A 13,759-nucleotide genomic window follows, 5' to 3' on the forward strand; every position below is an offset into this window, starting at 1 on the left:
TGGCGGTGGCCGTCGTGGCCGTGTCCAGGCTACCGGATGCGGCTCGGGGCTAGCGGATGCCGCGCATGAGGCGCAGGACGGGCTTCGCGCAGACGAGCAGCACGACCCCGACCGCCACGGCGACCAGGCCGAGGACGGTGAAGTACGGGACCTCGTTCGTCGGCGAGTAGTACTGCGAGAGCACCCCGGTGGCCGCCGTGCCGAGGGACACCGAGAGGAAGAAGAGCGCGACCATCTGGGTCTGGAACTTCGGCGGCGCGAGCTTCGTCGCGACGGACTGCCCGACCGGGGAGAGCAGGAGCTCGGCGATCGTGAAGACGAGCAGGATGCCCACGAGCGCGATCAGGGGCGTGCCGTTCTCGCCCGTGCCCGAGAACGGCAGGAAGAGCAGGAACGCGATGCCCATGATCCCGGTGCCGAGCGCGAACTTCGTCGGGGTGGAGGGCTGGCGGTCACCGAGCTTCGTCCAGATCGCGGCGGCAACACCGGACAGCACGATGATGAACACGGGGTTGATCGACTGGACCCACGACACGGGCATCACCCAGTCGCCGAGCGATCGGTCCAGGCGCTGGTCCGAGTACTGGGTCACGACCGTGAACTGCTGCTGGTAGAGCGACCAGAAGACGGCGCTCGCGATGAAGAGCGGGATGAAGGCGAACACCCGGGAACGCTCCTCGGCGGTGATCCCGCTGGTCAGGATCACCACGAAGTACGCGATGGTGGCCACGATGACGATCACGACGACGACCGTCGGCAGGTTCGTCACCGTGAGCAGTCCGGTGAGCACCGAGACCACGACGACCGCGAGCGCGACGACGACGAGCACGGCGACGAGCGGCAGGCGGCGACGCTCGACCGGGTTGGTGACGTGCCGGACCGAGTCGGGGAGCTTCCGACGGCGGATGCCGTACTGCACGAGCCCGGCCGCCATGCCGACCGCGGCGAGCCCGAAGCCGTAGTGGAACCCGAGCGAGGACTGCAGCAGCCCGGTCAACAGCGGACCGAAGAACGCCCCGAGGTTCACCCCGAGGTAGTAGAGCGAGAACCCGGCGTCGCGACGAGGGTCGTCGCGGCTGTACAGCCCGCCGACGATCGTCGTGGCGGTGGCCTTGAGCCCGCCGGAGCCGAGGGCGATGAGCACGAGGCCGACCCCGACGCCCGCGACCCCCGGGATCAGCGCGAGCCCGATGTGGCCGAGCATGACGACGACCGCGCTGGTGAAGAGGGTGCGGTCGGCGCCGATGAGCCGGTCCGCCACCCAGGCGCCGATGATCGTGAACAGGTACACGGCGCCGCCGTACGCGCCCATGATCCCGTTGGCGATGCCCTCGTCGATGCCGAGGCCGCCGCGCGTGACGGTGTAGTACATGTAGATCAGGACGATGCCCTGCATGCCGTAGAACGAGAACCGCTCCCAGAGCTCCACCGCGAAGGGCGTGGACAGCTCGAAGGGCTGCCCGAAGAAGGTGCGTTGCTGCGCCGGAGCGCTGGGTGGGGTGGTGCGAGACATCCGTCCACTGTGCCCCCGGGCACCCCGCTCGTCCGAATCGGAGCGGGGCGCGTACAAACTTCCGCGGGCGGGCCTTGGAGGATTCCCACCACCCGTGTCCGGCCCCGCGGTCTGCCGTTGTGCGCCCGCACGGCGTTCGAGCAACACTCGGCCGAGGTGCCTAACGTGTGGAGTGCAACACGGACAGAGCAGTTCAGGAAGGCTCCCCCATGGTCGACACCGCCCCCGCACGCCCCACCTCGACGACCGAGGCCCCGAACGCCGACGCCACGGGCGACCCGGCGGCCGGCACGCCGACGGGCGGGACGGACACCGACGTCCGCATCGACACCACGTTGCTCGGGGAGCTCCTGCTCGGCCGCTGGGCCGAGGACCGGCGCATCTCACGGCGCCTGTCCCGCGACCCCGGGCTGCACAAGATCGAGGGGCAGCCGATCGCGGAGCACCGGGCCCGCGTCCTCGAGCAGCTCCGGGTGCTCGTCGACGCCGGTGCGATCCAGCGTCCGTACCCGACCGAGTTCGGCGGCCAGGAGAACCACGGCGGGAACCTCGCGGCGTTCGAGGAGCTCACGACGGCGGACCCGTCCCTGCAGATCAAGGCCGGCGTGCAGTGGGGCCTGTTCGGGTCCGCGGTGCACCACCTCGGCACGGAGCGCAACCACCGCGAGTTCCTGCCGGGGATCATCCGCTTCGACGTGCCCGGCTGCTTCGCGATGACCGAGACCGGGCACGGCTCGGACGTGCAGAGCATCGCGACGACGGCGACCTACGACCCGGACACGCAGGAGTTCGTCGTGCACACGCCGTTCCGGGGCGCCTGGAAGGACTACATCGGGAACGCGGCGCTGCACGGGCGGGCGGCCGTCGTGTTCGCGAAGCTCGTGACGCAGGGCGTCGACCACGGTGTGCACGCGTTCTACGTACCGCTGCGCGACGGCGACGGTGCGTTCCTGCCCGGCGTCGGTGGCGAGGACGACGGCGTCAAGGGCGGGCTGAACGGCATCGACAACGGGCGGCTCTGGTTCGACCACGTCCGGGTGCCCCGCACGAACCTGCTCAACCGGTACGGCGACGTGGCCGAGGACGGCACGTACACCTCCCCCATCGCGTCGCCGGGTCGACGGTTCTTCACCATGCTCGGCACCCTCGTGCAGGGTCGGGTCTCGCTCGACGGCGCCGCCGTGGTCGCGCAGAAGGTCGGCCTGCAGATCGCGCTGACCTACGCCGCCGAACGCCGGCAGTTCCCGACGGGCGGCGGCGACGAGGGCGTGCTGCTCGACTACGGCCGTCACCAGCGCCGACTGATCCCCCGGCTCGCGACCGTCTTCGCCCAGTCGTTCGCACACGAGAAGCTGCTGCAGACCTTCGACGACGTCTTCAGCGGGCGCGAGGACACCCCGCAGCGCCGCGAGGACCTCGAGACGCAGGCGGCGGCCTTCAAGGCGATGTCCACCTGGTCGGCGCTCGACACGCTGCAGGAGTGCCGCGAGGCCTGCGGCGGCGCCGGGTTCCTCGCCGAGAACCGGCTGACGAGCCTCCGCGCGGACCTCGACGTCTACGTCACCTTCGAGGGTGACAACACGATCCTGCTGCAGCTCGTGGGCAAGCGCCTGCTCACCGACTTCCGCGCGAAGGCGCCGCGCGACGCCGCCTCGACCGCCCGGTTCGTCGCTGCGCAGGCAGCGTCGAAGCTGGCCGACGCGTCCGGCATCCGTCGACTCGGGCAGACGGTCGTCGACCGGGGATCGCTCGCGGCGAGCGTCACGGACCTGCAGGACCCGCGCACCCAGCGCGCGCTGCTGGCCGGTCGTGTCGACACGATGGTGTCCGAGATCGGGGTGCGCCTCGCCTCGGCCGGCAAGGACCGGGCACGGGCCGCGAAGCTCCTCAACCGCTCGCAGCACGAGCTCATCGAGGCCGCGAAGGCGCACGCCGAGCTCATGCAGTGGGATGCGTTCACCGATGCCATCGAGGCCGTGGCGCCCGGTGACACCCGCCGCGTGCTCGTCTGGCTCCGCGACCTCTTCGCCCTCGGGCTCGTCGAGCAGCACCTCGACTGGCACCTGGTGCACGGACGCCTGTCGGCGCAGCGTGCCCGGGCGGTGTCGGCGTACGTCGACCGGCTCGTGGCCCGGCTCCGCCCGGTCGTCCCGCAGCTCGTCGAGTCGTTCGGCTACGACCCCGAGCTCGTCCGCGCGCCGATCGCCCTGGGCGAGGAGCGCGCGCGGCAGGAGGAGGCGGCAGCGTGGTTCGCCGCCGAGGCCGCTGCGGGACGGCTGCCGGAGCAGGAGAAGAAGCCGCGTCCGTGATCAACCCTGCAGGGTTGATATCGGAAGAATCAACCTTGTAGGGTTGACGGCGGAGGTGCGATGTACGCGGTGACGGTGGACCAGGTGGGCAGTCGTTCGGACGACGACCGGGTCGAGCAGGCCATCGACGTCGTCCGGACCGCGTCCGCGGGGCACGTGGTGCTCCCGCCGGAGCGGACCGCCGGCGACGAGTTCCAGTTCCTGCTCGACGACGCGGAGACCCTGCTCGACGTGGTGTTCGCCCTCGCCCGGACGGACGGCTGGAGCATCGGCATCGGCATCGGTGACGTCGAGGAACCGGTGCCGAGCTCGACCCGGGCCGCGCGCGGCGACGCCTTCGTGCAGGCACGCGCCGCGGTCGACCGCGCGAAGGACGTCCCCGAGCACCTCGCCCTCGAGGTCGCCCCGGGTCGCCGGCTCGGTACCGCGGACGTCGAGCCCCTCGTCGCCCAGACCGTCCGGGCCCGTCGCCGCCGGTCGCGGGAGGGCTGGGAGCTCGCGGACCTCCTCCGCGCCGGCCACTCGCGCACCGAGGCCGCCGAGCTGCTCGGCGTGACCCCGCAGGCGGTGGCGAAGCGCTGGCTCGCGGCCGACCTGCGCTCCGACGACGCCGTGCACGCGGCACTCGCGAGGCTCCTCACCGAAGCGGACACCCCGGCATGACGGTCTGGCTGGTCGGTGCGGTCGTGCTGCTCGCGGTGGCCGCGCTCAGCGCCGTGCACCGCGTCCCGCCACTCGCCCGCGCGGTGCCGGCGGTCGTGGTCGTCGCGGTCGTCCTCGCCGCCGAGCTCCTCGACCTGGCACCCGCCGCACCGACGACCGCGCTCCGCGTGCTCGGCACCACCGCGGTCGTCGCCGTCGGCGTCCTCGCCGGGAGTGCCGTCACGGGGACCGTGCTCGGCTTCGCCATGCGCGAGGGCGTCGAGCGGGGTCGGCACGGCGGCATCCTGGTCTCGCGCGCCGACGAACCCGCCGTCGAGCGTCGACGCCCGGAGGTGCTCCGGGGCGGGGCGGCGATCGGGTTCCTCGAACGGTTCGCGGTGATCGGCGCGGTGCTGGTGGGCCGGCTCGAGATCGTCGCGGCGGTCGTCGCGGTGAAGGGCCTCGGTCGCTTCTCGGAGCTCGACTCCGCCGAGGCGCGAGAGCGGTTCATCGTCGGGACGCTCACGAGCACGTGCTGGGCCGGACTCGCCGCCTGGACCGCGATCGGCCTGCCGGGCTGATCGCACAGCCACACGGCCGCACAGACGCACCGCCGCACAGACGCACCGCCGCACAGACGCCCAGCCACAGAGCCGCACGAGCGTTGCGCACGAGCCGGCGGACACCGCCCGCCCGGACGCCACCGCGGCGCTCAGCCCTGGTCCGACGCCCGTCCCCGGTCGCCGAGCGCAGCGCGCAGTCGCGCCTCGGCGTCGTCGGCGCCCTCGGCACCGGACGCAGCGGCCGCCGCAGCGGCCTCCGCGTTCGCCTCGATCACGGCGCGCACGACCTCCTCGCGCTGGATCTTCACCCCGCGCGGTGCGTCGATGCCGATCCGGACGCCGTCGCCGCGGCTGTCGAGGACCGTGATGACGACGTCGTCACCGACGAGGATCCGCTCGCCGACCTTCCGCGTGAGTACCAGCACCCCGTCAGCCTAGCGACACCACCGGCAGGCCCAGCTGGTGGACGGACTCCGGCGTGGCGGTCTCCCCCGCACCGATGGCCACCACACCCGCGACGGGTACCCGCCCGGCGACCGCGGCCACGACGGCCCGGGCGTCCTCGGTCTTCCGACCGACGTCGACCACGACCCACACCTGGTCGGCGGCGAGTCCCTCGATCGTCGTCGCGTCGTCCCACGCGGAGACGCCCAGCAGCGCGTGGCCGTTCCGCACGCCCTCGGCGCGCGCGAGGATCCCCGCCCGCCGGTCGGCGGCGTCGGTCGGGCGCAGTGCGTACCGTCCGGCGAACACCCCCGCCGCCGCGTCGACGTCGGTGGCACGCCCGACGAGCAGCACGAGGTCGCCGTCGGCCGACCGCACGGCCGGGACCGGCAGCACCGGACGGACGGACGCCGGGGCGGACACCGCGGTGACCAGCGGGACGACGGGAGCCGGTCCCGCGACCGGCAGCGGGCCTCCCGGCCGACCGTGGTCCTCGTCCGTGCCCGGCACGGCCGGCGACGGGCCGTCCTGGAGGCGCGGCGCGGCCGGGTCGACCCGACCCACGTCCGTCCCGGGGCGGCCGGGGCGCGGGGCGGCCGCGGCGATCCCGTCGGCCGCGAAGCCGTCGAGCACCGAGGCGAACGCGTCCGCCCGTGTCGACGCGGTGCCGTCGCCTGCGGCGATGCGGGCCTCGGCAGCCTCGGCGTCGGCGAGGAGCGCGGCGATCCCGATGCGGGTGGCCGGGCCGTCGGCGATCGCAACCCGGGCGGTCGGCGGGTCGAGCGGGTCCGGCACCTCGACGACGGCCTCGACGTGGGTGCGGCGGAAGAGCCCACCGATGCCGGGCGTGGACACGCGTTCGGCCGAGACGATCCGGGCTCCCGCACCGAACTCGGTGCGGAGGGCGTCGCGGACCGCCTCGAGCGTCGGGCCGCTACGCAGCGATCGGGTCGGCGGCACGGACCACTCCCACGGTCTCGATGGTGGAGCCCGCGGCGGTGGCCTCCTGGTAGGACAGCACGGGCAGGCCGTTCGCCTGCGCGGACACCATGCGGTGCACGGCCGGTCGGAGCTGCGGGGCGCAGACGAGCACGGCGGACAGGCCCTGCTCCTCGACGCTGCGCACGGCGTCGCGCAGGGACCCGAGGACCTGCTCGATGCGGTGGGCGTCGAGCACGATCTGGGTGCCCTGCTCGGACGGGCGGAGACCCTCGAGCATCGACTGCTCGAGCAGCGGGTCGATCATGATGACGCGGAGCGTGCCGGCCTCGGCGTGGCGGGCGGGCAGGGCGGGGCCGAGGGCGGCGCGGGCGGCCTCGACCAGGCCCTCGGGGTCGGTCGACACCTTCGCGCGGAGCGTCAGCGCCTCGCAGATGCGGCCGAGGTCGTTGATCGGCACGCGCTCGGCGAGCAGGCCCTGGAGCACGCGCTGCACCTCGGCCAGGGACAGCATGCCGGGCACGAGCTCCTCGACCGCCGCGGGGTTCACCTGCTTGACGCCCTCGGTGAGCACCTTGACGTCCTCGCGGGTGAGCAGCCGGGCCGCGTTGTCGCCGATCACGGCCTGCAGGTGCGTGACGAGCACGGAGACCCGGTCGATGACGGTCGCGCCGGTCATCTCGGCCGCGTGCCGGAGCTCGGCGGGGACCCACTTGCCGGCCAGACCGAACACCGGCTCGACCGTCGTGGTGCCCGGGAGCCCGTCGAGCTGGTCGCCGAGCGCGAGCACGCTGCGGGACGGGGCGGTCCCGCGACCGGCCTCGACCCCGGCGATGCGGATCGCGTAGGTCGACGGGGGCAGCTCGATGCTGTCCCGGGTGCGGACGGGCGGCACGACGACGCCCATGTCGACGGCGATCTTCCGGCGGAGCGCACGCACGCGACCGAGCAGGTCGTCGGACGACCCGGACACCATGTCGACCAGGTCCGGTGCGAGCAGGATCTCGAGGGCGTGGACACGCATCTGCTCGAGCAGGTCCTCCGGGCTGTCCGCCGAGGGGGCCGCGGCCTCGAGCGCCTGCTGCTGCTCGGCCGCTGCCGCCTGCTGCGCCGCCTGCCGCGAGAGCCGCCAGCCGGCGAACAGCAGCCCGGCGCCGATGAGCAGGAACGGCACGACGGGCATGCCGGGGATGAACCCCATCGCGATCGCGGCGACCCCGGCGATCACCAGCGCGTTCCGCGACTGCGTCAGCTGCGTCGTCGCCGACGCGCCGATCTCGGTCTCCGCACCCGACCGGGTCACGATCATGCCGGTCGAGACGGCCATCAGCAGTGCGGGGATCTGCGAGACCAGGCCGTCGCCGATGGTCAGGATGCCGTACTTCGACAGCGCGTCGGTGACGGAGAGCCCGTTCTGCAGCATGCCGATCGCGACGCCACCGAGCATGTTGATGACGAGGATCAGGATGCCGGCGATCGCGTCGCCCTTGACGAACTTCGACGCGCCGTCCATCGCCCCGTAGAAGTCGGCCTCGGCGGAGACTGCCGCACGGCGTTCCTTCGCCTCGGCATCGGTGATGAGTCCGGCGTTCAGGTCGGCGTCGATCGCCATCTGCTTGCCGGGCATCGCGTCGAGGGTGAAGCGGGCGCCGACCTCGGCGACGCGCTCGGCACCCTTCGTCACGACGACGAACTGGATGACGACGAGGATGAGGAAGACGACGGCGCCGATGATGATCGAGCCGGACACCGCGACGTGCCCGAAGGCCTGGATGACGTCGCCCGCGAAGCCCTCGCCGAGCACCAGTCGCGTCGAGGCGACGTTGAGGCCGAGGCGGAACAGCGTCGCGACGAGGAGCAGCGACGGGAACACCGAGAAGTCGAGCGGCTTCTTCACGAACAGCGTCGTGAGCAGGATCACCAGCGCCAGCAGGATGTTCAGGATGATGAGCACGTCGAGCAGGAACGACGGCACCGGCAGGATCAGCAGCAGGACGATGCCGACGATGAAGACCGGGACGGCGAGCTTGGGCAGGTCCTTGCGGTTCATGCGGGTGCCCCTTCGGTGGTGGACGGACGGGTGCGGAGGCGCCGTGGTCGGGCGTCGCCGGTGAGCGTGGTGGGGTCGAGGACGGTCGCGACCTCGTCGGCCGTGGTCGGCGTGGGCGCGGCGTGCGTCCCGGCGGCGGCGCCGCGGGCCTTGAGCGCCATGACGAACGAGAGCACCCGGGCGACCGGCGTGTAGAGGTCGACCGGGACCTCCTGCCCGAGCTCGCACGCCGCGTGCAGCGCCCGGGTGAGCGGGACGTCGCGGACGATCGGGACGCGCGACTCCTCGGCGGTCGACCGGATGACGTCGGCGACCGGCCCGGCACCCTTCGCGACGACACGGGGTGCGGACTTCCCGGGCTCGTAGCGGAGCGCGACCGCGTAGTGCGTGGGGTTGGTCATGACGACGTCGGCGTCCCCGACCGCGGCGATCATCCGGTTCCGGCTCATCGCGAGCTGTCGGGACCGGCGCTGGCCCTTCACGAGCGGGTCGCCGTCGGTGCGCTTCGACTCGTCCTTGACCTCCTGCTTGGTCATCATCGTGCGCTTGCGGTTGCGGCGCACGACGACCAGCACGTCGACCGCGGCGAGCACCAGACCCGCGGCGACGGCGGCGCGGAGCAGGGTCCCGGTGCCCTCCTCCGCCGCGTCGAGCACGGACGACAGCGGCAGCGAACCGCTCGTCATGAGGACGGGGACGAGCGACTGCACGGCGAACCACAGGACGAGCCCGACGACGGCGGTCTTCAGCAGTGCCTTCACGCCGTTCCAGAGCGCCTGGACGCCGAAGACCCGCTTGAACCCGGCGACCGGGTCGAAGTGGTCCGGCTGCGGGGCCATCCGCCGGAAGTGCACGCCGCCCTGCGCGACGGAGACCGCCGCGACGGCGACCGCGACGACGGCGAGCATCGGGCCGACGGTGCCGGCCACGGAGCCGAGCGCCTCGGACAGTGCCTGCCGGACCGCGGGGACGGTCGGGTCCGCGATGACGCGCTGCACGGCGTGGAGCTGCTGCTCCCCCGCACCCGCGGCGTTGCCGATCGCGGCGGGCATGACCAGCGCGGCCGTCGCGATGCCGACCCAGGCGCCGAGGTCCTGCGAGCGGCCGAGCTGCCCCTTGCGGTGCACCTCCTGCATCCGCTTCTGGGTGGCCTTCTCGGAGCGTTCGCCGCTCCCTCCGTCGGACACGTCGCCTCACCCCCGCCCGGTGATCGCGGCGACGGCGTCGCCGGTCAGGGACGACACGACGGCCGGCAGCGCCATGAAGAGCGCACCGGCGAACACGACGGTCAGCCCGATCTTGATCGGGAAGCCCATCTGGAACGCGTTGAGCGCCGGGGCGACGCGCGTGAGCAGCCCGAGGCCGACGTCGGCCAGGAACAGGACGACGACGAGCGGCCCCGCGATCTGCAGTGCGGCGAGGAACATCTGCCCGGCCGCCGCGACGAGCACCGAGGCGAAGCCGCCGACGGCGAAGGTGCCCGGCGAACCGTCGGCGGTGACGAGCGGCACCGCGTCGAACGACCGCACGAGCCCCGCGACGATGAGCTGGTACCCGCCGCTGGCGAAGAGCAGCGCGAGCGACGCCATCTGGAACAGCCGGGTGAACTGCGCGCCGTTGACCTGGGACTGCGGGTCGTACGCCTGGGCGAGGGTGAAGCCGCCGAACAGGTCGATGAGACCGCCGGCGGACTGCACCGCGGCGAACACGAGGTACACGAGGAAGCCGAGGCCCAGCCCGACGACCAGCTGGGTGAGCAGGGCGAGCAGGAACCCACCGGTGTCGAGCGCGGTGTACCCGAGGCCGACCCGCGGTGCGACACCGATCGCCAGACCGAGCCCGAGGATCACCTTCACCGTGCCGGGGAACGCCTTGTAGGCGAACGGCGGCGCGATCACGAGGAAGGCGACGAGCCGGACCCCGGCGAGCATGGTGGCTTCGAGCCGGTCGGCGTCGATGGCGAGGTCCACGGCTACGTCCCGAGGAGCTTCGGGATCATGTCGAACGCGACGTGGGTGAACGCGACCATCTCGGCGATCATCCAGTTGCCGCAGACGACGAGCGCGATCGCGACGGCGACCGCCTTCGGCACGAACGAGAGCGTGACCTCCTGGATCTGCGTCACCGACTGGAAGAGCGAGATCGCGAAGCCGACCACGAGCGAGGTCACGAGCACGGGGGCCGCGAGCTTGCCGGCCACCAGGAGTGCCTGGAGGGTCAGGTCGATGACCGCCTGCTGGTTCATCAGCGCACCACCTGGTAGCTCTCGATGAGGGACGTGATGATGAGCCCCCAGCCGTCGACGAGGACGAACAGCAGGATCTTGAAGGGCAGCGAGATCATCACCGGCGGCAGCATCATCATGCCCATCGACATGAGCGCGGCGGAGACGACGAGGTCGATGACCAGGAACGGGATGAAGATGACGAAGCCGATGATGAAGGCGCTCCGCAGCTCCGAGATGACGAACGCCGGGATCACGGTCGTCATGGGCACGGCGTCGAGGTCCGTCGGGTTCGCCTGACCGGCGGCGCGCGTGATGAGCGCGACGTCCTCCTCGCGCGTCTGGTGCAGCATGAACGTCCGCAGTGGCTTCGTGCCCACCTCGACCGCCTTCGCGAAGTCGATGTCGCCGGCGAGGTAGGGCTGCAGGGCGTCGTCGTTGATGTGCCCGAGCACCGGGGCCATCACGAACAGGGACAGGAAGAGCGCGAGCCCGGCGATGACCTGGTTCGGCGGGATCCCCTGCAGCCCGAGGGCGTTCCGGGTCATGGCGAGCACCACGAAGATCTTCGTGAACGACGTCATCATGAGCAGCAGGGCCGGCGCGACGCTGAGCAGCGTGATGCCGAGGAGCGTGACGATCGCCGAGGACGGCGCGCCGTCGGGCCCGTTCACGCTGACGCTGAAGTCACCGCTCGCGGGTGCCGTCGGGGCCGCTGGCGCGGTCGGCCCGGTGACGCCGACGGCGTGCGCGCCGGTGGTGGTGAGGAGGACGAGACCGGCGACCGTCGCCAGTCCCAGGACGACGAGGGTGGCGGTGCGGCCGGTCCGGAGCGCGGCCGTCACCCGGCCCGCCGGCCTCGGAGCGCGGCGGCGGCCTGCCGCCACGTGTCCGCGGAGAGCACGGAGCCCTGGAGCTGCTGCGCGGTCGGCACGACGGTCCGGGCCGGACGACGCGCGGGACCGCGGGGACGCATCGGGAGCACGGACGCGGCCTCGGCCGGGAGGCCCGTGGCGGCGTGGTCCTGTCGCTCGAGTTCCGCACGGAACGCGTCGGCGGACGGGGCCGCCACCGTGGTCGGCCCGGCGGACGTGGGGTCGGGTGCTGACGCGACGGCGCGCGGGGCGGTCGGCAGTGCGACCGGCCCGGCGACGACGGTGAGCTCCGGCGCGGGGGTCGGACCACTCCGGAGCAGCGAGACGCTCTGCTCGGACACGCCGAGCACGAGACGCTCCCCCTCGACGTCGACGACGACGACGCTCGCCTTGCCGCCGATGCCCTGGCGACCGACGACCTCGACCGCGGCGGACCGGCGTCCCCGGGCCTTCACCGCGGCTCCGAGACCGCCCTTCGTCGCACGGCGGTGCAGCACCCACATCAGCGCGAGCACGACGCCGAGCGACACGGCGACCCGGAGTGCCATCCAGAGGGTGTCCACGGATCAGACCGCTTCGGCGACGTCGAGGATCCTGGTGATGCGGACGGCGTAGTCCTGGTCGACGACGACGACCTCGCCGTGGGCGATCAACCGGCCGTTGAGCAGCACGTCAGCGGGGGCACCGGCGCTGCGGTCGAGCTCGACCACGGCGCCGGGTTCCATGCCGAGCACGTCGCGCACCGACATCCGGGTCCGACCGATCTCGACGGTCAGCGTCATCTCGACGTTGTTGATGCGACCGAGGTTCCCGGCGGGGACGGCGCCGAGCGGTGCCGAGACCGTGCCGTTCTCACGGACGCGCAGCGCGAACCAGCCGCCGGGGACCCCGCCCGCGGTGAGCTCGAAGACGACCGTCTCCGGGTCGGCGAACAGCGAGGCCGCCGACTCGCGACGGGCGTCCCCGAGCACACCGACGCCGAGCACGGAGGCAGCGGCCTCGAGCGACGGGCGGAGCACGTCGGTGACGTCGACCAGGCCGGCGTCGGCGCCGCCCGCGGCGACGACCGCTCCGAGGTCGGTGAGGACCAGCGCGAGGTCCGCGGAGAGTCCGCCGACGAAGGACGCGACCACACCGTCGACGGCGGCCTCGAGGACGACCGGGGTCGCGCCTCCCGGCAGCGGCACGGCGGTCAGGGGTGCCGCCGTCGGGAGCTGCGCCGCGAGCGACTCGGCCGCGGTGGCGTGGAGGGTGGTGGTGGCGCTCATGCGTGCTGCTCCGGATCGGTGGTGGTGACGACGATGCCGGCCAGGCGCGAGCCGTTGGCGCCGACGGCGGCGGTACCGACGGGTTCGCCGTCGACCGCGATGGTCAGGGGGCGGTGCTGCGGGTGCGGCAGCGGCAGGACGTCGCCGACGGCCAGCCGGAGCACCTGCGTGGGCAGCACGGCGGCGGGCGCGAAGTGCAGGCTGATGCCGACCGGGACGTTCGCGAGCTGCGCGTCGAGCAGGGCGCGGGCGTCGGCGGCCGAGACGCTCGTGGTGTCCTCGCCGAGCTGCGGCAGCACGGCCTCCGCCGGCAGGGCGAGCGTGCCGGGTGCGACGCGGTCGCCGACCCGGATCGAGAACGCGGCGACGATCATCAGGTCGCCCTTCTGCGCGGCCTGGGCGAACTGGCTGTTGAACTGGAAGCCGCCGGTGGTGACCTCGTGCGCGAGGAGCCCGCCGAACGAGTAGCGGAGGTCGTCGAGGGCGTCCTCGACGATCTTCCGCACCAGGGCCTGCTCGATCGGCGTGAAGGTGCGCTCCGGTGTCGGCAGCGGCTTCGATGCGCCGAGGGCGTGCGACACCCACGTCAGGGCCGCGTCGAGCGGGACCTGCAGCACGCCCTTCGGCGCGGTGTCGGCGATCGGCAGCAGCACCATGCCGGTGAGGGCGGGCAGGGACGCGGCGTACTCGTCGTACGTCGTCATCGAGACCTGCTCGCAGGTCACCTGGCTGACGGCACGCACCTTCGCGGTGAGCTGCGTGCCCCACTGCCGCGCGAACGTCTCGAAGGCGAGCTCGAGCACCCGTGCGTGCTCGCGGGCGAGCGTCGACGGGCGCGCGAAGTCGTACACCTCGGGCGCGGGCAGGGTCTCGGTCACGGGTGCGTCTGTCGACCGGCGACGGGCAGGCGTCAGCGCTGTGCCCCGTTCTGG

At 72.8% G+C, this 13,759-nt stretch carries 14 protein-coding genes; 3 read left to right on the forward strand and 11 right to left on the reverse strand.

Annotated elements, in window-relative coordinates:
• Nucleotides 1-49: 49 nt before the first annotated feature.
• Nucleotides 50-1,513: a peptide MFS transporter gene (locus PIJ49_RS06700; RefSeq protein ID WP_209682692.1), complete on the reverse strand. Its 1,464-nt coding sequence runs from the start codon at nt 1,511-1,513 to the stop codon at nt 50-52.
• A gap of 209 nt (nt 1,514-1,722) precedes the next feature.
• Here PIJ49_RS06700 and PIJ49_RS06705 point away from each other — a divergent pair, with 209 nt between their 5' ends.
• The 3 genes from PIJ49_RS06705 (at nt 1,723) to PIJ49_RS06715 (ending at nt 5,045) form a co-directional block, all read left to right on the forward strand.
• Nucleotides 1,723-3,822: an acyl-CoA dehydrogenase family protein gene (locus PIJ49_RS06705; RefSeq protein ID WP_209682695.1), complete on the forward strand. Its 2,100-nt coding sequence runs from the start codon at nt 1,723-1,725 to the stop codon at nt 3,820-3,822.
• Nucleotides 3,823-3,906: 84 nt separating this feature from the next.
• Complete coding sequence (locus tag PIJ49_RS06710; protein WP_209682698.1) at nt 3,907-4,485, forward strand: DNA-binding protein; 579 nt, start codon at nt 3,907-3,909, stop codon at nt 4,483-4,485.
• Entirely contained in the window at nt 4,482-5,045 is a 564-nt protein-coding gene (locus PIJ49_RS06715) for a hypothetical protein (protein WP_066654204.1), read from the forward strand. Before PIJ49_RS06710 ends, PIJ49_RS06715 begins: the two co-directional genes overlap by 4 nt.
• A gap of 131 nt (nt 5,046-5,176) precedes the next feature.
• Here PIJ49_RS06715 and csrA read toward each other — a convergent pair whose 3' ends face one another.
• The 10 genes from csrA to PIJ49_RS06765 are packed head-to-tail and all read right to left on the reverse strand — an operon-like array spanning nt 5,177 to nt 13,705.
• A complete protein-coding gene (csrA, locus tag PIJ49_RS06720) occupies nt 5,177-5,452 on the reverse strand; it encodes a carbon storage regulator CsrA (protein WP_066654202.1) in 276 nt (91 codons plus the stop codon).
• Between the two features lie 4 nt (nt 5,453-5,456).
• Nucleotides 5,457-6,431 carry a hypothetical protein gene (locus PIJ49_RS06725; protein WP_209682701.1) on the reverse strand — a complete coding sequence of 325 codons (975 nt, stop codon included), beginning with the start codon at nt 6,429-6,431 and terminating at the stop codon, nt 5,457-5,459.
• Nucleotides 6,406-8,460 (reverse strand): flagellar biosynthesis protein FlhA, encoded by a 2,055-nt coding sequence (locus tag PIJ49_RS06730; protein WP_209682704.1) that lies wholly within the window; start codon nt 8,458-8,460, stop codon nt 6,406-6,408. The genes PIJ49_RS06725 and PIJ49_RS06730 overlap by 26 nt, the downstream gene beginning before the upstream one ends.
• Nucleotides 8,457-9,647 (reverse strand): EscU/YscU/HrcU family type III secretion system export apparatus switch protein, encoded by a 1,191-nt coding sequence (locus PIJ49_RS06735; protein WP_066654196.1) that lies wholly within the window; start codon nt 9,645-9,647, stop codon nt 8,457-8,459. Before PIJ49_RS06735 ends, PIJ49_RS06730 begins: the two co-directional genes overlap by 4 nt.
• Before the next feature lie 6 nt (nt 9,648-9,653).
• Nucleotides 9,654-10,430, reverse strand: a complete 777-nt coding sequence (locus PIJ49_RS06740; protein ID WP_251155454.1) for a flagellar biosynthetic protein FliR — start codon at nt 10,428-10,430, stop codon at nt 9,654-9,656.
• Nucleotides 10,431-10,432: 2 nt separating this feature from the next.
• Nucleotides 10,433-10,705 carry a flagellar biosynthetic protein FliQ gene (locus PIJ49_RS06745; RefSeq protein ID WP_066654192.1) on the reverse strand — a complete coding sequence of 91 codons (273 nt, stop codon included), beginning with the start codon at nt 10,703-10,705 and terminating at the stop codon, nt 10,433-10,435.
• Nucleotides 10,705-11,529, reverse strand: coding sequence for a flagellar type III secretion system pore protein FliP (gene fliP / locus PIJ49_RS06750; protein ID WP_271826149.1), 825 nt, complete (start codon nt 11,527-11,529; stop codon nt 10,705-10,707). Before fliP ends, PIJ49_RS06745 begins: the two co-directional genes overlap by 1 nt.
• Nucleotides 11,526-12,122 (reverse strand): FliO/MopB family protein, encoded by a 597-nt coding sequence (locus tag PIJ49_RS06755; protein ID WP_271826150.1) that lies wholly within the window; start codon nt 12,120-12,122, stop codon nt 11,526-11,528. Before PIJ49_RS06755 ends, fliP begins: the two co-directional genes overlap by 4 nt.
• 3 nt (nt 12,123-12,125) lie before the next feature.
• Nucleotides 12,126-12,827: a flagellar motor switch protein FliN gene (gene fliN / locus PIJ49_RS06760; RefSeq protein WP_271826152.1), complete on the reverse strand. Its 702-nt coding sequence runs from the start codon at nt 12,825-12,827 to the stop codon at nt 12,126-12,128.
• Nucleotides 12,824-13,705: a flagellar motor switch protein FliM gene (locus PIJ49_RS06765; RefSeq protein ID WP_271826153.1), complete on the reverse strand. Its 882-nt coding sequence runs from the start codon at nt 13,703-13,705 to the stop codon at nt 12,824-12,826. Before PIJ49_RS06765 ends, fliN begins: the two co-directional genes overlap by 4 nt.
• Between the last annotated feature and the right edge of the window lie 54 nt (nt 13,706-13,759).

The organism is Curtobacterium uvaldense (assembly GCF_028307415.1).
Lineage (GTDB): Bacteria > Actinomycetota > Actinomycetes > Actinomycetales > Microbacteriaceae > Curtobacterium.

Excerpts from the sequence above, each read along its gene's own strand:
- fliN (WP_271826152.1), bottom strand. The coding sequence starts at position 12,827 with ATGAGCGCCACCACCACCCTCCACGCCACCGCGGCCGAGTCGCTCGCG.
- PIJ49_RS06745 (WP_066654192.1), bottom strand. The coding sequence starts at position 10,705 with ATGAACCAGCAGGCGGTCATCGACCTGACCCTCCAGGCACTCCTGGTG.
- PIJ49_RS06700 (WP_209682692.1), bottom strand. The coding sequence starts at position 1,513 with ATGTCTCGCACCACCCCACCCAGCGCTCCGGCGCAGCAACGCACCTTC.
- PIJ49_RS06730 (WP_209682704.1), bottom strand. The coding sequence starts at position 8,460 with ATGAACCGCAAGGACCTGCCCAAGCTCGCCGTCCCGGTCTTCATCGTC.
- PIJ49_RS06715 (WP_066654204.1), top strand. The coding sequence starts at position 4,482 with ATGACGGTCTGGCTGGTCGGTGCGGTCGTGCTGCTCGCGGTGGCCGCG.
- PIJ49_RS06705 (WP_209682695.1), top strand. The coding sequence starts at position 1,723 with ATGGTCGACACCGCCCCCGCACGCCCCACCTCGACGACCGAGGCCCCG.